Genomic DNA, 21,625 nt, shown 5'->3' on the forward strand with positions numbered 1-21,625 from the left:
TGCCGGCTGCGACCGGTGGGACACGCCCGCCGCGCGGGGCGGCCCGGCCGCCACCGCACCGGTACGGGAGGGCTCGTGATGACTGTGACGCGGCGCGGGCTGCGGGTGGGCGCGGGCCTGATGGTGACCGCGGCGCTCGCACTGTCCGGATGTGACTCGACCGCACCGGCGGCGGCGCCCTCGGCCAGCGCGTCCCCCACCCAGGCGCGGACGTTCACCCCCGGCGCCGCCGGGGTCGGCGACGCCTACTTCCCGAGCTACGGCAACGGCGGGTACGACGTCGGCCGGTACACCGTCAAGGTGCGCTACGACCCGGCGAAGGACCGGCTGACCGGCACCGCCACGGTGCAGGCCACCGCGACGGCCGACCTGTCGTCGTTCAACCTCGACCTCGCCGGCCTGACCGTCGAGCGGGTCACCGTGGACGGCGTCCCGGCCACCCACAGCAGGGACAGGAACGAGCTGGTGGTCAAGCCCGCGACCGGCCTGATCAACGGCAACGGGTTCCTCGCGGAGGTCACCTACTCGGGGGTGCCGAAGCCGCTGCGCAACGAGGTGCTCGGCGACGGCGGGTTCCTGCACACCACCGACGGCGCCATCGCGCTGGGCCAGCCCGAGTCGGCGAGCACCTGGTTCCCGGTCAACGACCACCCGTCCGACAAGGCCGCCTACGACGTCGAGATCACCGTCCCGGACGGCCTCACCGCGGTCAGTAACGGCGTACCCGGCGGCCGGAGCAGCAAGGACGGGTGGACCACCTGGAAGTGGTCGGAGAAGTCGCCGATGGCCAGCTACCTGAGCACGCTGGTGATCGGGAAGTTCCGGGTCACCACGGGTGAGCACAAGGGCCGGCCGGTGTACAGCGCGGTCACCACCAAACTCGCCAAGGGGGCCGCGGACGCGTCGATCGCGCAGACCGTCACGGTCGCCGACTACCTGGAGAGCGTCTTCGGGCCGTACCCGTTCGACGCGTACGGCGGTGTGGTCGTCTCCGACAGCCGCATCGGGTACGCCCTCGAGACGCAGAGCCGTCCCGTCTACTCCGGCGGGTTCTTCCGGCAGGGCGAGAACACCGAGGTGGTCGCCCACGAGCTGGCCCACCAGTGGTTCGGCGACAGCGTGGCGCTGGCGAAGTGGGAGGACATCTGGCTCAACGAGGGCTTCGCGACGTACGCGGAGTGGCTGTGGGCCGAGCACACCGGCAAGGACACCGCCAAGGAGGCGTTCGACGACCGGTACGCCCGGATGTCCGCCTCGGTGTGGAGGACGCCGCCGGGCCGGCCGGGGGTGAAGGACCTGTTCAGCGAGTCGGTCTACCAGCGTGGCGGGATGACCCTGCACGCGCTGCGGGTGGCCGTCGGCGACAAGGCGTTCTTCGAGATCGTCAGGACCTGGGCCGCGGACAAGCGCGACGGCACCGCCACGACCGCCGAGTTCGTGGCCCTGGCCGAACGCGTCTCCGGAAAGCAGCTCGACGCGCTCTTCGACGCGTGGCTCTACGGCACCAAAAAGCCCGCCCAGCCCAAGCGACTCTGACCGGGTCAGTTTCTGACCACCAGCTTGGGGTGGGCGGCCAGGTACTGGTCGGCATGGCCGGCACGCAGCTCGGTGATGAACGTGCGGCCCTCGGTGGTGAGCTGTTCGCCACGGTAGGCGCTGCCCTTTCCGACCCCGGCGCCGGGCAGCCCGACCAGCACGAAGCGGTCCTGCGGGACCCCGCTCAGCGCGTACGCCAGGTCGACGATCCGGTTGCCGCCCACGTACACGAGGGTGTCGCCGAGCGCGGCGACCACCTGGTCGACCCGCTCGGGTTGCCGGGCCAGGCCCTCGTCGAGGATCTTGCGGGTCAGTGCGCGGATGAGCTGCTGCTGGTGGCGCTGCCGGGCGTAGTCGCCGCCGGTGATGTAGCGCTGCCGCGCGTAGTCCAGCGCCTGCCAGCCGTTGAGGTGCCGCTCGCCCTTCTCGTAGACCTGCTGCGGCCCGGTGTACCCGCCGGGCGCGCTCTCCCGGTACCTGCCGTCCGGCCGGCGGTGCAGTGAGGCGACCCGCTGGTCGACGTAGATGTCCACACCGCCGAGGGCGTCCACGAGCCGGTCGAAACCGTTGAAGGTGAGCACCGCGCCCGCGTCGATGCGCAGCCCGGTGTAGCCGCTGACCGTGCTGCGCAGCAGCTCGTACCCCTGGGCGGTGCTCGGCTGTTTGGGTTTGCCCGGCACCCGGCTGCCGTAGCTCATCGCGTGGGTGAGCTTGGTCCTGCCGCCCTTGTAGCCGGCCTTGGGGAACGCGGGGATGTCCACCAGCAGGTCGCGGGGGAGCGAGAAGAGGTACGCCCGACCGAGCCCCTTGGGCACGTGCAGCACCAGCACGGCGTCGGAGTGCGGCTCCCAGCCGGGGACGCTCACCCGGGTGTCCACGCCGACCAGCAGCAGGGTCAGCGGGCCGGTGATGTTCGCGCCCGGCGGCGGCCCGCTGGGGCTGGGGCTGGGGGTGGGCGTGCCGATGGGCGACGGGCTCGGCGCGCCGGCGACCGGGGTGCCGTCGGGCCCGCTGTCGCCGGTGAGCCGGGTGACCACCGCCGCCCCGGCGACGATCAGCGCGACTGCGACGAAGGCCGCCAGGCCCAGCAGTAGCCACCGTCGGCGTGGTGCCATCGACCCGAGGAGCATGTTGATTCCTTCCACCCTCTGCTGAACAACGCTCCGACGGGTGCCCCGGGTTGCGGCCGGGGCGCCGCCGGGTCGGTCGGCCGGTGCATGATTGCGCGAAAACTGGCGCTGGCGCGAGCGCTACTCACGAGTAATGATGCCTTCATGCGGTATGACGTGCTCGTCATCGGGTCCGGCTTCGGCGGCAGTGTCACCGCGCTGCGACTGGCGGAGAAGGGCTGGTCGGTGGGCGTCCTGGAGGCCGGCCGGCGGTTCGCCGACGACGAGTTCCCGCAGACGTCGTGGCGGGCGCGGCGGTTCCTGTGGGCGCCGAAACTCGGGTGCTACGGCATCCAGCGGCTCACCCTGCTCCGCCCCGCCGACCGGAGGTCCGGCAGTGGGGTGCTGGTGCTGTCCGGGGCGGGGGTGGGCGGCGGCTCGCTCGTCTACGCGAACACCCTCTACGAACCGCTGCCGGCCTTCTACACCGACCCGCAGTGGCGGGACATCACCGACTGGCGCGACGAGCTGGCCCGCCACTACGACCAGGCGAAGCGGATGCTCGGCGTCACCACGTACCCGATGGACACCGGCGCGGACCGCGCGATGCGGGCGGTGGCCGACCGGATGGGGGTGGGCCATACCTTCCACGCCACCCCGGTGGGCGTGCACATCGGCCGCCCCGGTCAGCGCGTCGCCGACCCGTACTTCGGCGGCGCCGGCCCGGAGCGCACCGGCTGTCTGCACTGCGGCTCGTGCATGACCGGCTGCCGGCACGGGGCCAAGAACACGCTTGTCAAGAACTACCTCTGGCTCGCCGAGCGGCAGGGCGCGGTCGTGCACCCGTTGACCACGGTGACCGCCGTGCGGCCCGCGTCCGGCGGTGGGTACGACGTGCACACCGTGCGCACCGGCTCGTGGGTGCGGGGGCGGCGACAGGTGATCCACGCCGACCAGGTGGTGTTCGCCGCCGGTGCGCTCGGCACCCAACGACTGCTGCACGCGATGCGGGCGGACGGGGCACTGCCGGCGCTCTCGCCCCGCCTCGGCGAGCTGACCCGGACCAACTCCGAGGCCATCCTCGGCGCGTCGGTGGACCGCCAGCGGGCCCGGGCCGAGGCGATGGACTTCAGCGAGGGGGTGGCCATCACCAGTTCGTTCCACCCCGACGCGCAGACCCACATCGAGCCGGTCCGCTACGGGCGCGGATCCAACGCGATGGGGCTGCTCCAGTCGCTGCTCGTCGACGGCGGCCCGCGCCGGGTGCGGCGCTGGCTGGGCAGCATCGTGCGGCAGCCGGGGCTGGCGGCCCGGATGCTCTCGGTCCGGGGCTGGTCGGAGCGGACGGTCATCGCCCTGGTGATGCAGTCGGTGGACAACTCGTTGACCACCCGGTGGCGGCGCGGGCTGTTCGGTCGTCGACTGGTGACCGGCCCGGGGCACGGCACCCCGAGCCCGACCTGGATCCCGGCCGGCAACACCGCGGCCCGGCTGCTCGCCGAGGAGATCGGTGGCACCCCGGGCGGCTCGGTCACCGAGCCGTTCGACATCCCGGTGACCGCGCACATCCTGGGCGGGGCGGTGATCGGCGCCACCCCGGCCGACGGGGTGATCGACCCCTGGCACCGGGTGTACGGCCACCCGGGGCTGCACGTGGTGGACGGCGCGGCGGTCTCGGCCAACCTCGGGGTCAACCCGTCGCTGACGATCACCGCGCAGGCGGAACGGGCGATGTCCTTCTGGCCCAACCGGGGCGACGAGGACCCCCGCCCGCCCCTGGGCACCCCGTACCGCCGCGTGCCAGCCGTACCCCCGAAGGCCCCCGCGGTAGCGCCAGACGCCCCCGGCGCCCTACGCCCCTGACCCGCGCCCCCGCGCCTCGGCGCGTCGATCTCGCGGTTTCGGTCGCCGGTGCGCGGCATTCGCGAACTCTTGTCGCGGCGGGAAGTGCAAGATCGCCGGAAAGGGGGTGGGGGGCGGGGCGGGGGTGGGGGTTGTCGTGACTGTCGGTAGGCTTTGTGCACATGAGCCTGCCTCGCCCAGTCCTCGTCGTGGACTTCGGAGCCCAGTACGCCCAGCTCATCGCGCGCCGGGTCCGCGAGGCGAAGGTCTACTCCGAGATCGTGCCGCACTCGATGCCGGTCGCCGAGATGTTGGCGAAGAACCCGGCCGCGATCATCCTCTCCGGTGGCCCGGCCAGCGTGTACGCGCCGGACGCCCCGCGGATCGACGCCGACGTGTTCACGTCGGACGTACCGGTCTTCGGCATCTGCTACGGCTTCCAGGCGATGGCCCAGGCGCTCGGCGGCACCGTCGCGAAGACCGGCAACCGCGAGTACGGCGGCACGCCGCTGCGCCCCCGCCTGACCGAGCCGGGCGTGCTGCTGCGTGACCTGCCAGCCGACCTGCCGGTCTGGATGAGCCACGGCGACTGCGTCACCGAGGCCCCGGAGGGCTTCACGGTCACCGCCGAGTCGGCGGGCGCGCCGGTGGCGGCGTTCGAGGACGTGGCCGGGCGTCGTGCGGGCGTGCAGTTCCACCCGGAGGTCGGGCACACCGCGCACGGTCAGGAGATGCTCAAGCGCTTCCTGTACGACATCGCCGGTATCGAGCCGACCTGGACGCCGGCGAACATCATCGACGAGCAGGTGGCCCGGATCCGCGCCCAGGTCGGCGACAAGGAGGTCATCTGCGGCCTGTCCGGCGGGGTTGACTCGGCGGTCGCCGCCGCGCTGGTGCACAAGGCCGTCGGTGACCAGCTCACCTGTGTCTTCGTCGACCACGGGCTGCTGCGCGCCGGTGAGGCCGAGCAGGTCGAGAAGGACTACGTGGCGGCCACCGGCATCAAGCTCAAGGTCGTCGACGCGGAGGAGCGGTTCCTCGGCGCGTTGGCCGGGGTGACCGACCCGGAGCAGAAGCGCAAGATCATCGGCCGGGAGTTCATCAGGGTCTTCGAGGCCGCCGCGCGTGAGATCGCCTCGCACGGCGACGTGGAGTACCTGGTCCAGGGCACCCTCTACCCGGACGTGGTGGAGTCCGGCGGCGGCACCGGCACCGCCAACATCAAGAGCCACCACAACGTCGGCGGCCTGCCGGAGGACCTGAAGTTCGCGCTGGTCGAGCCGCTGCGCACGCTGTTCAAGGACGAAGTCCGGGCGCTGGGTCTGGAGCTGGGCCTGCCCGAGGCGATGGTCTGGCGGCACCCGTTCCCCGGCCCCGGCCTGGCCATCCGGATCATCGGCGCGGTCGACCGGGAACGGCTCGACCTGCTGCGCCGGGCCGACCTGATCGCCCGCGAGGAGCTGACCGCCGCCGGCCTGGACCGGGGTGTCTGGCAGTTCCCGGTGGTGCTGCTGGCCGACGTGCGCAGCGTCGGCGTGCAGGGTGACGGGCGCAGCTACGGGCATCCCGTGGTGCTGCGCCCGGTCTCCAGCGAGGACGCGATGACCGCCGACTGGTCGCGGCTGCCCTACGAGGTGGTGGCCCGGATCTCCACCCGGATCACCAACGAGGTCGCCGAGGTCAACCGGGTGGTGCTCGACGTCACCAGCAAGCCGCCGGGCACCATCGAGTGGGAGTGAGCGCCGCTCAGGCCGCCGGCGGGGTCGTCGGCGGGTAGGGCGGCGTCGGGGCGTACCCCGGCACTGGTTGGCCGGGCGCGGGCCCGGCGGGGGGCTGCGGCGCGGCGCCCGCCGGGTGCGGCCAGGCGGGCGCGCCGGTGGGCTCCTCGGGCATCAGGAACCACATGATCGGGTACGCGAACAGCGCCAGCCCGCCGGTGAGCAGGCCGGTGACCGCGAAGACCACCCGGACCAGCGTGGGGTCGACGTCGAAGTAGCGGCCGAGGCCGCTGGCGACCCCGGCCACCATGCGGTCGGTGGTGGGGCGTCGGAGCTGCTTGTACGGGGCGTGGGGAGCGGCGGTCGATGTCATGCCTCCACGGTCCGCGCTCTGGCCCGGCCCGCCCTCGGTGACCGCCCGGATCCTTACCCTGACCGATCCCTGATCAGGGTCAGACAGTCAGGAATCCGACTCTTTTCCGTTCCGGTAACCCGGCCCGGGGAGAATTTGGTCCCGTGACCACCATGCTGGAGCCGCTCCGCAGGATCGCGGCATACGCAGTTTGTGCTGATTCAGACGGCCGAGTGTTGCTGGTCCGCGCATCGGAGCGCTCCGGCACCCCCGGCACCTGGTCGCTGCCCGGCGGGGCGGTCGACCACGGCGAGGACCCGAACCACACGGTGGTGCGGGAGACCGCCGCCGAGACGGGCCTCTCGGTCGCCGTCTCGGGGCTGGACGACGTGCTCGCCGACATGCGGGCCCTTCCCGAACGTGGCATCACCATCCACACCGACCGGCTGATCTACCGGGTCGCGGTGCGTGGCGGCACCCTCGCCGACCGGGTTGGCGAGCGCCCCACCGACCTGGCCCGGTGGTACACGCTCGACGAGGCGCGCCAGTTGCCGCTGCGCTCGTTCACCGCCCGTGCCCTCGGCCTGCCCGCCTCCTCGGCCGACGTGGTGCCCGACGAGGTGCCCGAGTTCCCCTCCTTCTACGCGGTGCCCGGCCCGGACGGGCTGCACCGGGCGCAGCGCTTCGCCGCGTACGCGGTGTGCACCGACCCGGCCGGTCGGGTGCTGCTCACCCGGATCTCCGACGGCTACCCGGGCGCCGGCTGCTGGCACCTGCCCGGTGGCGGCACCGACTACGGCGAGCAGCCCGGCGCGGCGCTGATCCGGGAGCTGGTCGAGGAGACCGGCCAGGCCGGCCGCCTCGTCGAGCTGCTGGGCGTGGCGAGCCACCGCGACGCCGCCTCGCTGGGCCCGGAGGGCTACCCGATCGACTGGCACGGCGTACGCGCCTTCTACCGGGTGGTGGTCGACCAGCCCAACCCGTTGACCGTGGCCGACGTCGGTGGCTCCACCTGCGAGGCCCGCTGGTTCGCCCGCGAGGAGCTGGGCGCCCTCCCCACCGACCGTCTGACCGAGGTGACCGCCGAAGCGGTCCAAGCAGCCCAACTCACCTGACCCCCCCGGCCCCATCCCTCGGCCCACCCGCCGCCGCCGGGGCGATCATGAAGTTATCGTCAGGACACGCCGAGACTGTCGGCGATAACTTCATGATCGACGGGTCGCGTCGGGGGTTGGGGGACCGGGTGGGTGCGGTGCGGGAGCGGCGACGGGTCGGGGCGTACGGGTTGCTGACGGACGGGCATGGGAGGGTGCTGCTGGCCCGCGGGTCGGAGACCGGCCCGTACCCGGGGGTGTGGCAGCTTCCCGGTGGCGGGCTCGCGCACGCCGAGCACCCCGCCCGGGCCGTCGAGCGCGGGTTCGCCGACCGGACCGGGCTGACCGTGGCGGTGGGCGCGATCCGGGCGGCGGTCGCCGACGTGGCCACCTTCCCCGACGCCGATGTCGCGGTGCACACCGACCGGTTGGTCTTCGAGGTCGAGGCGACCGGGGGTGACCTCCGGCCGGAGCCCGCCGGCGGCACCGACGAGCTGGGCTGGTTCAGCCCGGACGAGGCGGCGTCCGTGCTGCTGATGCCGTTCACCGCCGAGCTGCTCGGGCTGCCCGTGTCGCCCCTGCCGGCCGACCTGCCCCGGGCGCTGCCACCCGAGCCGGCCCCGCACCCCGACCGTCGCCTCCGCTTCGGGGCGTACGGGCTGGTCACCGATCCGGCCGGGCGGATCCTGCTCACCCAGATCGCCGACGGCTACCCCGGCGCCGGCAGGTGGCACCTGCCGGGCGGCGGCACCGACCACGGCGAACAGCCCACCACCGGGCTGCTGCGGGAGCTGGTCGAGGAGGGCGGGCAACTGGGCCGGGTGGTGGAGCTGCTCGGCGTGGACAACCTGCACAACCCGGCCGCGCTCGGCCCGGAGGGTCGTCCGCTGGACTGGCACGGCGTACGGGTGTTCTACCGGGTGCTGGTGGACGTACCCACGGAGGCGGTGGTCACCGAGTCCGCGGGCGGTTCGACGGCCCGTGCCGGCTGGTTCACCCGGGCCGAGACCGCTGACCTGCCGTTGACCGGCATCGCTGCCTCGGCAATCCGACAAGCGGCCCGATAGCACCCCGCTCACCGAGCCGGGATGGTGACCCTCCGGTACAGTCGGTGAAGGGATTGACGGAGGAAACGGGCGTTGATGCCCGGGATGGGAATAAGAGAGCGGTTCGCGCGGTTTAAGCCAGATGGAAGTACCGCCGGCAGCTATCGCCAAGTCCTGTTCCCCTATGCGATGGTGTACTCCGCAAAACGGCTGCCGGGCCATCGAAGGTCCGGCACGAGACAGCCGGACACCCGCCCCCGGCGGGCCAGCCGATCCGGTGATGGAGGAAACGTGCCGAGAGCCCCATGGCGCCGGCGTCGTACGACTGACAGTCCGCGCCCCGCAGGGCGTCGCTGGGCGGGCCCGTTGCGCCGCAGCAGCACGTTCGCCCGCCAGGTGCTCCTGGTCCGAGTGGGTCGCCGTGACGACGACCTGCGGACCACCGACCTGGCGCTGCCCGAGCACCGGTACGTCGACCGGCAGCGCCGCCGCTACGGTCTGGACCGGCTCAGCCGGCCGCCGATCGGCGGCAACCGGGCGGAGATCGAGGCGCTCATGCCGGTCAGCCCGGCGTTGCCGATGATGCACACCGACGAGGCCACGGCCGGGTCGATCCCCCTGCTCCCCGGTGAGCGCACGATGGCCCGCCGGATGAAGTTCGGCCTGGTCAACGCCTGCACGCTGGCGAGCCTCATGCTCGGCATGCTGGCCATCTTCCTGGCCATGCAGGGTGAGGTGCGCATCGCCGCCCTGTGCCTGATCGCCTGCGTCATCTTCGACGGGCTCGACGGCGCTCTGGCCCGGCGGCTCGGCGTGGCCAGCCCGTTCGGCGCACAGATGGACTCGCTCGCCGACATGTGCTCGTTCGGCCTCGCCGCGCCCGTCGTGGTGTACGCCTCGCTCGCCGGTTCCGTCTCGACGGCCGCCGCAGCGGTGGCGTGTGCCCTCGTCGCGGCCTGCGCCGCGATCCGACTGGCCCGCTTCAACGTCTCGCCGAAGGACGGCCGCTTCTTCTGCGGCGTGCCCACCACCATGGCCGCCGCGGTGCTCGCGTTGACCGTGGCGATCGGCCTGCCGGTGCCGGGTCCGGTGCTGGTCGCCGGGGTGGCGCTCCTCGCCTTCGCGATGGTCTCCAGCTTCCCGTACGCCAAGCTCGCCCGCCTGGTCAAGATGCCGCCGTGGCTGTGGCTGGCCCCGGTGATCGGCGCACTTGTCGACGTCCGGCTCACGTTCGCCCTGATCGTGGTGGGCTACCTGGTCAGCGGCCCGGTGCTCTGGTTGCGCCAGCGTCACACCGCCTGACAGAGCCACGCAGAAAGGGGGCGCCGCGACCAGCGGCGCCCCCTTTCTCGTTGCTGTGGGTCAGCGCCAGCGGGCGATGACCGTGGCGCCCCCGACGACCTTGTCGCCCGGCCCGACCAGCGGGTCGGCGGTGTCGGCCGGCAGGTACACGTCGGTGCGCGAGCCGAACCGGATCAGGCCGAAACGCTCGCCCTTCGCCAGCAACGCGCCGATCGGCGCGCGCTGCACGATCCGGCGGGCGATCAGCCCGGTCCGCTGTGCGACCACCACCGTGCCGCGGGCGGTGTCCAGCACCGTGTACGCCGCCACGTTGTGCTCGGCATCGGGCTTCATGGCGTTGACGAAGCCGCCGTCGGCGACGAAGTAGTCCACCACCTTGCCGGCGACCGGCGCCCGGTTGACGTGCACGTCGAGCACCGACAGGAAGACCGCGATCCGCAGCCACTCGCCGTCGCCGAAGCGCTCGTCGTGCAGCCGCTGCACCGACAGGACCTGCCCGTCGGCGCTGGCGACCACCGCACTCGGGTCCTCCGGCACGTCCCGCTCCGGGTCCCGGAAGAACGCGGCGACCGGGCCGGCGGCCAGCGCGGGCAGCAGCCACAGCTTCGACGACGGACGTGCCACCCGGGCCAGCGCGGCCAGGCCCAACGTGATGCCCGCAGCCGCCACGCCGTTCGAGTCGATGTGCATGCCACGGGTCAGCGGCACACTCGACGGTCGGTACGCCGGGGCCAGCCGGTCCGCCGTGGCCGGGTCGGCCGGGGTGAACCGCAGCCGGTAGACCCGCAGCGGCGGTGAGTTGCGCAGCACCAGGTCGGCGCCGACGCCGTGCAGGGCGTCCTGCCGGGCCAGCTCGGCGGCGGCGCCGGCCGTCCGGCCGGGAGTGGCGGTCGTCGCCACGCTCAGCACCGCACCGTCGGCGAGGTACTTGACCAGCCCTTCGACGCCGCTGCGGGTCTCCTCGACGGTGCCGGCGAACACCTCGCCGGCGATGACCACGGCAGCGGCCTCCGCCTCGGCGAGCGAGTCGACCACCCGCACCCGCTCGGACACCCAGCGACCCTGCGCGGTGACGTGCTCGCGGAGCTGGTCGGCGTCGGACGACTCGGAGGGCACCACGGTGAGCCGGTCGCCGGGGAGCAGCGCCTCGATCGCCGCGGCCAGCACCGCGGACTCCGGGCTCACCCCGACCAGCAGGGCAGCCTTGGGATCGTTGATCCGGGCCAGCTCGGTGACGAGCGTTCGGGCGGCTCGCTCGCCGATACGGACCGGACCGGACCGACCGGTGGTACGCACGGCGGGGGACTGGGTCATGTCGGACGGGCTCCTGACGGGGTAGCGACGGGAATCGCGGCGGGACCGCCATGGCGGGTCGGGCCGGCCGGCGGAGGCGAGATCTCCATTGGCCAGCATATGCGCCCGCCCGCGCCGGCCGCACCGCCGTGGCGGTGCGGTGGCCGACGCGGGCGGTGCCGCCGGGTCACGGCTCGGTACGCCGTCCCTCCCGCTCGTCCACCGGCCGGTCGTCGGCGACCGGTTGCTCCACCCGGGTCGGCTCGTCACCACCTGCCTGATCGGGGACCGGTGCGGTGTCCGGCTCCGGCGGTGAATGGGCCAGCCACGCCGGGTGGATCACCTCGCTGGTCGGCGCCCCGGGTGCCCGGAACTCCGCCGTCGGTGTCTCCGGTCCGCCGAACTCCGCGGTCGGCGTCTCCGGTGCCGGCGGGGCGTCCCAGGTGGAGCGTTCGGCCTCCCAGGTCGGCAGGGCCGCTCCGGAGGTCGGAACGCTGACCGCGGCGAGCGGCGCGGCCGCACCGGAGACCGGTTCGGCCGCTCCGGAGACCGGCGCGGTGGGGGCCGTCTCGACGGCCGGCTCCGGCTGCGCGGGCCGGCCGGAGCGCAGCGCGCCCACCAGACCGAAGACTCCGATCAGGATCAGCGCGCCGGCCAGGAACCAGCCCACCGGCGGGAGCGCGAGCCCGAGCAGCTGGGCGAGCAGCCACCAGGCGGACAGCGCCAGGAACACCAGCCCGAAGGCGAACGACACCAGGTCGGTGCGGTGAGCCTTCATCGGGTCACCTCCAGGTTTCCGGCATTGACGTGGATGTACAGACGCAGCGTCCCGCCGCCGGGGCCGTCCGCGCCGAGGTCGGTGGACTCCCGCAGCCGGCCGTCCAGCCCGCCGGAGTGGTTGCCGAAGACGGTGGCGTCGCCCGCGTTGACGTCGGCGACCGTGGTGACGTCCACGTTCGGCGGGACGACCACCGTGGCCTTGCCGAAGTTGATCGCCACGGTCACCTGGGTGTCCCGTTTCGCGAAGTCGATGCCCCGCAGGTCGAGTACGGCGTCCCCGAAGCTGTTCTCGTACCGGTCGGCGAGGTCGCGGTAGTCGGTGGGTGCCCAGGTGACCGCGCCGTCGACCCCTCGGATCCGGTCGTAGGACTCGGCGACCGTCGCCGTACCCAGCGCGGCGGCCGTCACCAGGCCGAGCGCGATCAGCCAGCGGGCTCGACCGAACCAGGTGCCGACCAGCAGACCCAGCCCGATGGTGGCGAGCGCGGCCGCGAAGTACGCCGAGGCGCCGATGTCGAAGACGTCGAGCAGGTCGAGCAGGGCGACCAGGCCGAGGGCCAGGAAGATCAGGGAGAAGGTCACCGCGCCGAGCGGCGAGCGCTCCTTGGGCCGCTTCGGCGGCTTCGGTGGCTTGGGCGGGGGGTACGCGGCCGGCGCCGGTGACGCGTACGGGCCGTGCGGGGCGAACGGGGGCCGGTAGCCGCCCGGAGCCGTCGGGGTGCCGGGGGCGGGTGCCCCGGTCACCGGTGCCGCCGGCCAGCCGGCGCTGGGCGCCCCGCTGGTCGGCCAGCTGGGCGCGGGTGCCGGCCAGCCCGCCTGCGCCGGGGGCGTCGCGACGGCCGGCTGCCCGGCGACCGCTCCGACTCCGGAGACCGGGCGCGGGTCGGCCACCGGCGGGGCGTACGGGGGGATCGGGGCGGTGGGTGGCGTCGCGTACGCCGGGTCGCCGCCGGCCAGGGGGGACGTCGCCGCCGGGCCGGTGGGCGGTACCGCGCTGTACGCCGGCGCCGGCCAGGTGACCGGCGGGACCGGGCCGGTCGGCGTACCGACAGGTGACGGTCCGACCGGCGCGCCGGGCTGCGGCCCCCGGCTGTCCCGGTTGAGCAGCAGCGCGCCGCCGATCAGGATCGCCGCGCCGAGCAGCACCGCGCGGAAGGCGTCGGTGACGATGTAGCCGAAGCTGGCCGCGACCAGGATGCCCAGGATGATCACGGTCACCGGCGACATGCTGGACCGGCCGCGACCGAGCATGGACTCGACCGGGGATGCCGTGTCGCCCTCGTTCGGGATGATCAGCCACGCGGCGACGTACACCAGGATGCCGATGCCGCCGAAGAACCCGAGCACGGCGAGCAGCACCCGCCAGAGCACCGGATCGGTGTTGGTGGCCCGGCCGATCGCCGCGCAGACCCCGGCCAGGTAGCGCCCCTCACGCGGCCGGACCAGCCCGTACCGCGAGGTGAAGCCGGCGCCGCCGAGCGGCGGCGGTGGCGCGGACGCACCGGGACCACCCGGACCGGGCGGAGTGCCCCCGGCCGCGCCGTAGCTGGCGTCCGGCCCGTAGCCGGTGCCGGGCGGGTAGCCCGTGCCCCCGCTGCCGGCGAAGGCCGCCGTCGGGTCGGTGCCGGACGGGCCGAACGTGGTGGGCTCGGCCCAGCCGGGCGGTGTGGCGGCTGGTGGGGGCGGTGATGAACCACCCGGCTGTGCCGACCCCGGGCGGGCCGGCTGGGCAGCTTCCTCGGTCATGCCTCGATCCTGCTGCCCGGCCCGCCCGAACGACCTCAGGAGCCGACCCTGACCCCACCCTGAGATATGGGCGGCCGGAATGTCGGGGACGTCCCCGTGGTCCCGGGCGCCGCAGCGTGTGACGATCGGAATCACCGATCCCGACCGACCCACCACCGTGACCAGGGAGCCCGCGATCAGCACCGTCATCCCGCCCCCGCGCCTCTACCGCGCCCCCGAGCATCGGATGGCCGCCGGTGTCGCCGCCGGCATCGCCGACCACCTCGGTATCTCGGTGCTGCGCGTCCGGGTCGCGTTCATGGTGCTGCTCGGCCTGAGTGGGCTGGGCCTGCTGCTGTACGCGGCCTTCTGGGCGGTGGTGCCGCTGCGTCCCGGAGACACCGCCGTCCCGCCCCGGCGGGACGTCGCCCAGCTCCTGCCGTTCGTGGGGATCGGGCTCGGCGTCCTGCTGATCCAGGTGATGGTGTTCGACTCGGTCGGGGCGGCGGGCACCGCCGGCTGGCTGGTGGCGATCATCGCGGTCGGCGCCGGCGTCATCTGGCACCAGTCCGCGCCCGAGCGGCGCCGGCGGTGGGGCGACACGCCGGTGCCCTGGCTCGGCGCGGTCGTCGAGGAGAGCGACCGGCGGGCCTTCGTGCTCCGGTTCATCGGCGGGGGGATCCTCGTCGCGGTCGGCATCATCGGTGTGGCGGCCGTCTACTCGCCGGCACAGAACTTCGACGCGGTGATCAACGGCGTGATCTTCGCGCTGGTGGGGCTGGCCGGGGTCGGCGTGGTCGCCGCGCCGGTGCTCTGGCGGACGTACAGCCAGCTCCGCTCGGAGCGGGAGGGGCGGATCCGCGAGCAGGAGCGCGCCGAACTGGCCGCGATGGTGCACGACCAGGTGCTGCACACGTTGGCCCTGATCCAGCGCAACGCCGGGGACGTCAAGACCGTCCAACGGTTGGCGCGGGGCCAGGAACGGTCGCTGCGCAACTGGCTCTACAAGCCCACCGCGTCGCCGCACGAGCGGTTCGCCGCCGCCCTGGAGCAGGCCGCCGCCGAGGTGGAGGACACGTTCGCGATCACCGTGGAGGCGGTGGTGGTGGGGGACCGGGAGACCGAGGAGAAGGTCGGGGCGCTGGTCGCGGCCGCGCGCGAGGCCCTGGTCAACGCGGCCCGGCACGCCGGGGTGCAGACCGTGTCGCTCTACGCCGAGGTGGAGCCGGATCAGGTCAGTGTCTTCGTCCGGGACCGGGGGAAGGGCTTCGATCCGGATACCGTTGAGGACCACCGGCACGGCGTGCGCGGCTCGATCATCGGGCGGATGAAGCGGCACGGCGGACGGGCCGAGATCCGGTCCGGACCGGGGGAGGGGACCGAGGTCCGGTTGATCCTGCCGATCTCCCGGGACTCGTCCGCAGCGGAGAGGAACAGATGACCATGGCCGAGCAGCCGACCGAGCACCTCGACCCGGCGGAGGCCCGCCCCGAGCGGCTGCGGGTGTTCCTGGTGGACGACCACGCCATGTTCCGAGCCGGAGTACGCGCGGAGTTGGGCGCCCACGTCGAGGTGGTGGGTGAGGCGAGCACGGTGGCCGAGGCGGTCACCCGGATCGCCGCCACCGTCCCGGACGTGGTGCTGCTCGACGTGCACATGCCCGACGGCGGTGGCCGTGCGGTGCTGGAGGCGATGCGTCGCGGTCACCCGCAGGTCAAGTTCCTGGCGTTGAGCGTCTCCGACGCGGCGGAGGACGTGATCGGGTTGATCCGGGCCGGCGCGCGGGGGTACGTGACCAAGACGATCTCGCCGGACGAGCTGGCGGCGGCGATCCGCCGGGTCGCCGACGGTGACGCGGTGTTCAGTCCGCGGCTGGCCGGGTTCGTGCTGGACGCCTTCGCGGCCCGACCGGACGCCCCGGTCGCCGATCCGGAGCTGGACCAGCTCACCAACCGTGAGCGGGAGGTGCTGCGGCTGCTCGCCCGGGGGTACGCGTACAAGGAGATCGCGAAGGAGCTCTTCATCTCGATCAAGACGGTGGAGACGCACGTGTCGAACGTGCTGCGCAAGCTTCAGATGTCCAACCGCTACGAACTTTCCCGCTGGGCGGCGGACCGTCGGCTCGTGTGACCCATTCCTCTTCCTCGACATTTAGGGCAGATGCCACGGATACCGCTGCCCGGGGCTGACAAACGATCAGGCGTGACTCCATACTGCCCCGGTCCCGTCTCCGCGCGCGGGTGCTCAGCATCCCGCGGAGGCTGCGGCTCACGTGTGTCCGCGCGAGCGGTCACCCCTGGGGGAGAGGTACGCGAATCTTGATGTTCGGACAACGAGGACGACGTTGGGCTCGGGTCGCGTTGGCGGCCGTGGCCGGTGGCGCGCTGGCGTTCGGTGTGGCGGGTGCCGCCTCCGCGGCCCCGGCCACCGGTGTGGCCAAGGCGGTCGAGGGCTCCGAGGTCACCCTGAAGCTCGACGGTAAGCAGCGCACCACGTCGGCGCTCGCGCTCAGGATCGACGGCAAGCTGGTGCCGGCGTTCTGCATCGACTACCGCACCGCGGTGAAGCTGGACGGCAAGTACGAGGAGGGCACCTGGGACGAGTCCCAGGTGAAGAACCTCGGCAAGGTGCAGTGGGTGCTCACCCACGGCTACCCGAACGCCGACTCCACCAAGTTGCTCGCCGCCGCGGGCGTCGACACGAAGATCAACAAGAAGCGGCTGGAGACGCTGCTCTACTTCGGCACCCAGACCGCCGTCTGGCACTTCAGCGACGGCATCGAGCTGGGCGCCTGGGAGAAGGGCCTGCTCGCCCGCGACCAGTACGAGGTGATCACGAAGGTCCGTGACTACCTGGTCAAGAACGCCACCGACCAGCCGGAGCCGCGCGCCGAGCTGTCCGTCGACCCGGCCAACGCCACCGCGACGGTCGGCGCCAAGGCCGGCCCGTTCACGGTGAAGGGCCCGGCGGGCGCCATCACCGTCGCCGCGACCGGCGGCGCTGCCGTCGACGCCGAGGGCAAGCCGGTCACCACGATCACCAACGGTGGTCAGTTCTGGCTGACCGCCGAGGGCGCCGGAACGGTCAATGTGACGCTGACCGCGCAGGACTCGGTGTCCTTCGGCCGGGTGTTCCTGTTCACCGGCACCAAGAAGGCGCAGAAGCTGATCCTCGGCGGCAGCACCGGTGCGACGGTCACCGCCAAGGCGGCGGCGTCGTTCACCGCCGTCCCGTCGTCCCCGACCCCCACCCCGAGCGTGTCGGCGTCGCCGACCCCGACCCCGACCGCCAGCTCGTCGACCACCCCGTCGCCGGCCAGCCCGGCGCCGTCCACCTCGCCGGCGAGCGGCGGCGGCGCCCTGCCGTTGACCGGTTCGCCGATCGCGGCGGCCGCCAGCGCGGGCGTTCTGCTGCTCGCCGCGGGCGCGGTGACCGTGCTGATGGTCCGCCGTCGTAAGGTCCGCTTCACCGCCTGATCCACCCCGGCTCCATCCGGCCCCGGCTCCGCTTCGCGCGGTGTCCGGGGCCGGTGCCGTTCGTGCCCGGTGCCGGTCGACGGCTTGCTCGCGCACCGCCCCCGAGGATCAGACGACCGGCCGCGATGCCCTCGGCCACCCAGCTGACGATCTTGGCCGTGCAGACGAAGCCGAGGTCAGCCGGACGGACAGATAACGAGAACGCTTCTCAGGCGTTGCCGGGCGCGGGAAACCTCACACGACGGGGCACCCTTACCCGCGCCGGCGCCGCCTCGGCTACGTATTTCCTGCTCAGAGACGTCCGACCCGACCCCTTTATGATCATTTTTCAAGTATCGGCAACGTGGCGAGCAACTAACGGCTTGATAACGGCACCTTCACGGAAGAGGCCAGTGGGTGTCACAGTGGCAGCACCTCACCCTCGGTGTGTGGCACCCCGTACGGCCCACGACCACGACCTTCGCTGTTTTCACGGCGGTTCGTGGCCGTGTCGCCTGCGTAGGTCACGCGTCGGCGGTGGGCAGCCCGGCGGATCGGAACATCAGGGGTGTCTCCAACTTCCCTGTGATCCCGACGACCCGCGCCCCCGGGGTGGTCGGGCGGTGTCACCCCCCAAAACGTGCGTGAAACCCACGACGAAACAGGTTAGAAAGAGGAGGCCCCTCGGAATGAGAGTCTCGAAGCGGGCGACGAGCGCGATCGCGCTCAGCGCGGCTGCCGCGCTTGTCGCGAGCGGTTGCTCGAGCGGTGACGGCGACGGCGACGCCGCCGCCAGCAAGGACGGCTCGATCGTTATCCACGGCGTCCAGCCGGAGAACCCGATGGTTCCGTCGAACACGACGGAGACCGGCGGCGGCAAGATCGTTGACTGGCTGTGGACCGGCCTGGTCGAGTACCCGAACGACGGTGGGGCCCCGCGCAACGCGCTGGCCGAGTCCATCGACACCAAGGACTCCAAGGTCTTCACGATCAAGATCAAGAAGGGTACCAAGTTCCACGACGGTACCGAGGTGAAGGCGAAGAACTTCGTCGACGCCTGGAACTGGGCCGCCTACTCGCCGAACGGTGCGCAGAACGGCACCTTCTTCTCGGACATCGCGGGCTTCGACCAGACCTACACCGAGGACCCGGACGGCCCGGACGGCCCGAAGAAGGCCCCGGAGCCGTCGGCCAAGGCGATGTCCGGCCTGAAGGTCGTCGACGACCAGACCTTCGAGGTCACCCTGGCGGCCCCGACCGCGGTCTTCCCGACCAAGCTCGGCTACAGCGCCTTCATGCCGCTTCCGGACGCCTTCTTCACCATGAAGCCCGAGGAGTTCGGCAAGAAGCCGATCGGCAACGGTCCGGTCAAGTTCGTGTCGTGGGAGGACAACGTCCTCATCAAGCTGACGCGCTTCGATGACTACAACCTGCGCGACAAGATGAAGATCAAGGACGTCGACGTCAAGCTGTACCAGGACGAGAACGCCGCGTACAACGACGTGCTCGCCAACAACCTCGACTTCCTCGAGACCATCCCGACCTCGGCTCTCGCCGGTGACAAGTGGAAGACCGACCTCGGTGACCGGGGCCTGTCGACCACCACGCCGTCGACCGCGTTCATCGCGTTCCCGATCTACGACAAGCGCTTCCAGGACCCCAAGCTGCGTCGCGCCGTGTCGCTGTCGATCAACCGGCAGGAGATCTCGGACAAGATCTTCTTCGGTACCCGCAAGCCGGCCGACAGCTGGGCGAACCCGCTGACCCCGGGCGCCAAGCCGGGTAACTGCACCGCCTGCAAGTTCGACCCGACGACCGCCAAGCAGCTGCTCACCGAGGCGGGCGGCTTCACCGGCGAGATGGTCCTCTACTACAACGCCGACTCCAGCCACAAGGACTGGATGGACGCCGTTGCTCAGCAGATCAAGACCAACCTCGGTATCGAGGCTCGGGCCGAGGGCGTGCCGACCTTCGCGGTCTTCCGCCAGAACATCAACGCCCACAAGATGACCGGTCTGTACCGCGCTGCCTGGCAGCAGGACTACCCGGACGTGGAGAACTGGGTCAACCCGCTCTTCGTCACCGGTGGTTCCTCGAACGACGGCCTCTACAGCAACAAGGAGGTCGACGCGCTCGCCAAGCAGGCCAGCGCCGCGCCGAGCCTGGAGGCCTCGCACGAGGCGTTCGCCAAGGCTGTCGAGCTGGTCGACAAGGACGTTCCGACCATCCCGATCTACTTCTACGGCCAGCAGTCCGGCCACTCGGAGAAGATCAAGAAGCTCGAGCTGAACAACGTCGGCGAACTCGACATCACCTCGGTCGAGCTCTGATCCGAACGGTCTGACCCCGGGTCGGGCTCGCCACATCCGGTGAGCCCGACCCGGGGCCGTTCCGCGAGTGGGTGTTACAACACTCCACTCGCCACGCTGTCACCACCGTGTCGGCCGTCCGACGCGCCCCCTGTCTGGAGGACCACCCCATGGGCCGTTATCTGTTGAGACGGCTGCTCCAACTCGTGCCGGTCTTCATCGGTACGACGTTCCTGATCTACGCCCTCGTCTGGGCCGTCCCGGGCGATCCGTTCGCCGGCAAGTGCGGTGAGCGTCGCTGCCCGGACCAGTACATCGCGTTCATGACCGAGAAGTACCACCTCGACCAGAACGTCTTCGTGCAGTACGCGAACTACATGAAGAACCTGGTCCAGGGCGACTTCGGTCAGACGTTCTCGCAGCGCGAGATCAGCGACATCATCCTGACGTCGTACCCGAACACCCTGAAGCTGGCCCTGGTGGCGCTCGCCATCGAGGCCGTCATCGGCCTCGGCGCCGGTGTGCTGACCGGTCTTCGGCGCAACGGCTTCCTGGACAACCTCGTCCTGGTCTCCACCCTCTTCCTGATCGCGCTGCCGGTCTTCGTTGTCGGCTTCCTGCTCCAGTGGCTGCTGGGCGTTCAGTGGGGCATCATCAAGCCGACCGTCTCCTCGGAGATGCGGTGGTCCGAGCTGATCGTGCCGGGCTTCGTGCTCGGTAGCGCGTCAGTGGCGTACATAGCCCGGGTCGCACGAACGAGCATCGCGGAGAACCGCCGTGCCGACTACGTGCGTACCGCCATCGCCAAGGGCCTCCCGATGCGCCGGGTGGTGGGTGTGCACCTGCTGCGCAACTCGCTCATCCCGGTGGTCACCCTGCTCGGCACCGACCTCGGTGCCCTGATGGGCGGCGCGATCGTCACCGAAGGCATCTTCGGGATCAACGGAATTGGCCGCCAGGTCTTCCGTGCGATCGTCACCAAGGAGAGCGCTACCGTGGTAGGGATCGTGGTCGTCCTGGTGCTGGTCTATCTCGTGATGAACCTGCTGGTTGACCTGCTCTACGCCGCCCTGGACCCGAGGATCCGCTATGAGTGACCCGAGTACCGCATCGATCGTCAGCACGCCCGCCGCGCAACCGACCGACACCCCCGCCCCCGCCACCGCGGGTCAGCAGGGCAACGAGAAGCCGCGCGGACTGCTCGGTGACGCCTGGCGGGACCTCCGGCGCAAGCCGCTGTTCTGGATCTCGGCCACGCTGATCGTCGTCTTCCTGCTGATGGCGGCCTTCCCGGCGCTGTTCGCCCCCGGGGACGCCGTCAACGGCGCTCTGTCCCGCAGCCTCGACAAGCCGTCGGCCAACGGCTGGTTCGGCTACGACGTGCAGGGCCGGGACGTCTACGCCCGGGTCATCTACGGCGCGCGGGCCTCCATCGTGGTGGCCGTGCTCTCCGTGCTGGGCACCCTGCTGGTCGGTGGCACCATGGGCATCATCGCCGGCTACCGCGGTGGCTGGGTGGACGGCCTGCTCAGCCGGATCGCCGACGTGTTCTTCGGTCTGCCGTTCGTGCTCGGCGCGATCGTCATCCTGACCACGTTCAACGGTTCGGGCACGAGCAACAGCAAGGCCGAGATCATGGGCCTCGTCATCGTCTCCCTGATCGTGCTGAGCTGGCCGGTCGTGATGCGGCTGATGCGCTCCTCGGTGCTCGCCACCAAGGAGGCCGACTACATCGTCGCGGCTCGGGCGCTGGGTGCCGGCACCGGCCGGATCATCCTCAAGCACCTGCTGCCGAACTGCCTGGCTCCGCTGCTGGTCTACGGCACGATCATGGTCGGCTCGTTCATCGGCGCGGAGGCGACGCTGTCGTTCCTCGGTGTCGGCCTGAAGTCGCCGGTGGTGTCCTGGGGCATCATGATCAGTGACGGGCAGCAGTTCATCCGGGTCGCGCCGGGGCTGGTGTTCTTCCCCGCCGCGTTCCTCGTCACCGCAGTGCTGAGCTTCGTGATGCTCGGTGAGGCGGTCCGCGAGGCCCTCGATCCGAAACTCCGCTAGGGGAGATCC

The 21,625-nt window shown here is 71.8% G+C and carries 16 protein-coding genes and 1 pseudogene; 12 read left to right on the forward strand and 5 right to left on the reverse strand.

Annotated features, from left to right (window positions below):
* The first annotated feature begins 78 nt into the window (after positions 1 to 78).
* Entirely contained in the window at positions 79 to 1,536 is a 1,458-nt protein-coding gene (locus ABZS77_RS18635; protein WP_354824040.1) for a M1 family metallopeptidase, read from the forward strand.
* Positions 1,537 to 1,541: 5 nt separating this feature from the next.
* On the opposite strand, the gene ABZS77_RS18640 is transcribed toward ABZS77_RS18635, so the two are convergent.
* On the reverse strand, positions 1,542 to 2,666 hold the full coding sequence (locus tag ABZS77_RS18640) for an LCP family protein (RefSeq protein WP_354824041.1): 1,125 nt from the start codon (positions 2,664 to 2,666) through the stop codon (positions 1,542 to 1,544).
* Between the two features lie 144 nt (positions 2,667 to 2,810).
* On the opposite strand from ABZS77_RS18640, the gene ABZS77_RS18645 reads away from it, so the two are divergent.
* On the forward strand, positions 2,811 to 4,508 hold the full coding sequence (locus tag ABZS77_RS18645) for a GMC family oxidoreductase (RefSeq protein WP_354824043.1): 1,698 nt from the start codon (positions 2,811 to 2,813) through the stop codon (positions 4,506 to 4,508).
* A 161-nt stretch (positions 4,509 to 4,669) separates the two neighbouring features.
* A complete protein-coding gene (guaA, locus tag ABZS77_RS18650) occupies positions 4,670 to 6,226 on the forward strand; it encodes a glutamine-hydrolyzing GMP synthase (protein ID WP_354824045.1) in 1,557 nt (518 codons plus the stop codon).
* A gap of 7 nt (positions 6,227 to 6,233) precedes the next feature.
* Here guaA and ABZS77_RS18655 read toward each other — a convergent pair whose 3' ends face one another.
* A complete protein-coding gene (locus ABZS77_RS18655) occupies positions 6,234 to 6,578 on the reverse strand; it encodes a PspC domain-containing protein (RefSeq protein WP_354824047.1) in 345 nt (114 codons plus the stop codon).
* 143 nt (positions 6,579 to 6,721) lie between these two features.
* On the opposite strand from ABZS77_RS18655, the gene ABZS77_RS18660 reads away from it, so the two are divergent.
* The 3 genes from ABZS77_RS18660 (at position 6,722) to ABZS77_RS18670 (ending at position 9,999) form a co-directional block, all read left to right on the forward strand.
* Positions 6,722 to 7,672 (forward strand): NUDIX hydrolase, encoded by a 951-nt coding sequence (locus ABZS77_RS18660; protein ID WP_354824049.1) that lies wholly within the window; start codon positions 6,722 to 6,724, stop codon positions 7,670 to 7,672.
* 137 nt (positions 7,673 to 7,809) lie between these two features.
* The gene (locus tag ABZS77_RS18665; RefSeq protein WP_354824100.1) at positions 7,810 to 8,718 is read left to right on the forward strand and encodes an NUDIX domain-containing protein; all 909 of its coding nucleotides are present in this window, start codon (positions 7,810 to 7,812) and stop codon (positions 8,716 to 8,718) included.
* Between the two features lie 345 nt (positions 8,719 to 9,063).
* Positions 9,064 to 9,999 carry a CDP-alcohol phosphatidyltransferase family protein gene (locus ABZS77_RS18670; RefSeq protein ID WP_354824051.1) on the forward strand — a complete coding sequence of 312 codons (936 nt, stop codon included), beginning with the start codon at positions 9,064 to 9,066 and terminating at the stop codon, positions 9,997 to 9,999.
* 60 nt (positions 10,000 to 10,059) lie between these two features.
* Here the strand turns inward: ABZS77_RS18670 and ABZS77_RS18675 are convergent, their stop codons facing one another.
* The 3 genes and pseudogenes from ABZS77_RS18675 to ABZS77_RS18685 form a co-directional block, all read right to left on the reverse strand.
* Positions 10,060 to 11,313 (reverse strand): phosphatidylserine decarboxylase, encoded by a 1,254-nt coding sequence (locus ABZS77_RS18675; protein WP_354824053.1) that lies wholly within the window; start codon positions 11,311 to 11,313, stop codon positions 10,060 to 10,062.
* 574 nt (positions 11,314 to 11,887) lie between these two features.
* Positions 11,888 to 12,070, reverse strand: a pseudogene (locus tag ABZS77_RS18680) (hypothetical protein); the annotation flags it as partial.
* Positions 12,067 to 13,818, reverse strand: coding sequence for a PspC domain-containing protein (locus ABZS77_RS18685; protein WP_354824055.1), 1,752 nt, complete (start codon positions 13,816 to 13,818; stop codon positions 12,067 to 12,069). The gene ABZS77_RS18685 and the pseudogene ABZS77_RS18680, both read right to left, overlap by 4 nt.
* Before the next feature lie 157 nt (positions 13,819 to 13,975).
* Here ABZS77_RS18685 and ABZS77_RS18690 point away from each other — a divergent pair, with 157 nt between their 5' ends.
* From ABZS77_RS18690 to ABZS77_RS18715, 6 genes are all read left to right on the forward strand, one after another.
* Positions 13,976 to 15,238 carry a PspC domain-containing protein gene (locus tag ABZS77_RS18690; RefSeq protein ID WP_354824057.1) on the forward strand — a complete coding sequence of 421 codons (1,263 nt, stop codon included), beginning with the start codon at positions 13,976 to 13,978 and terminating at the stop codon, positions 15,236 to 15,238.
* 2 nt (positions 15,239 to 15,240) lie between these two features.
* Positions 15,241 to 15,927, forward strand: a complete 687-nt coding sequence (locus ABZS77_RS18695; protein ID WP_354824101.1) for a response regulator transcription factor — start codon at positions 15,241 to 15,243, stop codon at positions 15,925 to 15,927.
* 191 nt (positions 15,928 to 16,118) lie between these two features.
* Positions 16,119 to 17,273, forward strand: coding sequence for a thioester domain-containing protein (locus tag ABZS77_RS18700; protein ID WP_354824059.1), 1,155 nt, complete (start codon positions 16,119 to 16,121; stop codon positions 17,271 to 17,273).
* Between the two features lie 668 nt (positions 17,274 to 17,941).
* A complete protein-coding gene (locus ABZS77_RS18705; protein WP_354824061.1) occupies positions 17,942 to 19,582 on the forward strand; it encodes an ABC transporter substrate-binding protein in 1,641 nt (546 codons plus the stop codon).
* Positions 19,583 to 19,731: 149 nt separating this feature from the next.
* Positions 19,732 to 20,658 (forward strand): ABC transporter permease, encoded by a 927-nt coding sequence (locus ABZS77_RS18710; protein WP_354824063.1) that lies wholly within the window; start codon positions 19,732 to 19,734, stop codon positions 20,656 to 20,658.
* Positions 20,651 to 21,616: an ABC transporter permease gene (locus tag ABZS77_RS18715; protein ID WP_354824065.1), complete on the forward strand. Its 966-nt coding sequence runs from the start codon at positions 20,651 to 20,653 to the stop codon at positions 21,614 to 21,616. Before ABZS77_RS18710 ends, ABZS77_RS18715 begins: the two co-directional genes overlap by 8 nt.
* Positions 21,617 to 21,625: the final 9 nt, after the last annotated feature.

This window comes from Micromonospora sp. NPDC005298, from assembly GCF_040607375.1.
Classification (GTDB): domain Bacteria; phylum Actinomycetota; class Actinomycetes; order Mycobacteriales; family Micromonosporaceae; genus Micromonospora.

Bases quoted from the DNA above. Each gene is read 5' to 3' on its own strand.
- ABZS77_RS18635 (WP_354824040.1), top strand. From the start codon at position 79: ATGACTGTGACGCGGCGCGGGCTGCGGGTGGGCGCGGGCCTGATGGTG.
- ABZS77_RS18640 (WP_354824041.1), bottom strand. From the start codon at position 2,666: ATGCTCCTCGGGTCGATGGCACCACGCCGACGGTGGCTACTGCTGGGC.
- ABZS77_RS18645 (WP_354824043.1), top strand. From the start codon at position 2,811: ATGCGGTATGACGTGCTCGTCATCGGGTCCGGCTTCGGCGGCAGTGTC.
- guaA (WP_354824045.1), top strand. From the start codon at position 4,670: ATGAGCCTGCCTCGCCCAGTCCTCGTCGTGGACTTCGGAGCCCAGTAC.
- ABZS77_RS18655 (WP_354824047.1), bottom strand. From the start codon at position 6,578: ATGACATCGACCGCCGCTCCCCACGCCCCGTACAAGCAGCTCCGACGC.
- ABZS77_RS18675 (WP_354824053.1), bottom strand. From the start codon at position 11,313: ATGACCCAGTCCCCCGCCGTGCGTACCACCGGTCGGTCCGGTCCGGTC.
- ABZS77_RS18685 (WP_354824055.1), bottom strand. From the start codon at position 13,818: ATGACCGAGGAAGCTGCCCAGCCGGCCCGCCCGGGGTCGGCACAGCCG.
- ABZS77_RS18695 (WP_354824101.1), top strand. From the start codon at position 15,241: ATGGCCGAGCAGCCGACCGAGCACCTCGACCCGGCGGAGGCCCGCCCC.
- ABZS77_RS18700 (WP_354824059.1), top strand. From the start codon at position 16,119: ATGTTCGGACAACGAGGACGACGTTGGGCTCGGGTCGCGTTGGCGGCC.
- ABZS77_RS18705 (WP_354824061.1), top strand. From the start codon at position 17,942: ATGAGAGTCTCGAAGCGGGCGACGAGCGCGATCGCGCTCAGCGCGGCT.
- ABZS77_RS18710 (WP_354824063.1), top strand. From the start codon at position 19,732: ATGGGCCGTTATCTGTTGAGACGGCTGCTCCAACTCGTGCCGGTCTTC.
- ABZS77_RS18715 (WP_354824065.1), top strand. From the start codon at position 20,651: ATGAGTGACCCGAGTACCGCATCGATCGTCAGCACGCCCGCCGCGCAA.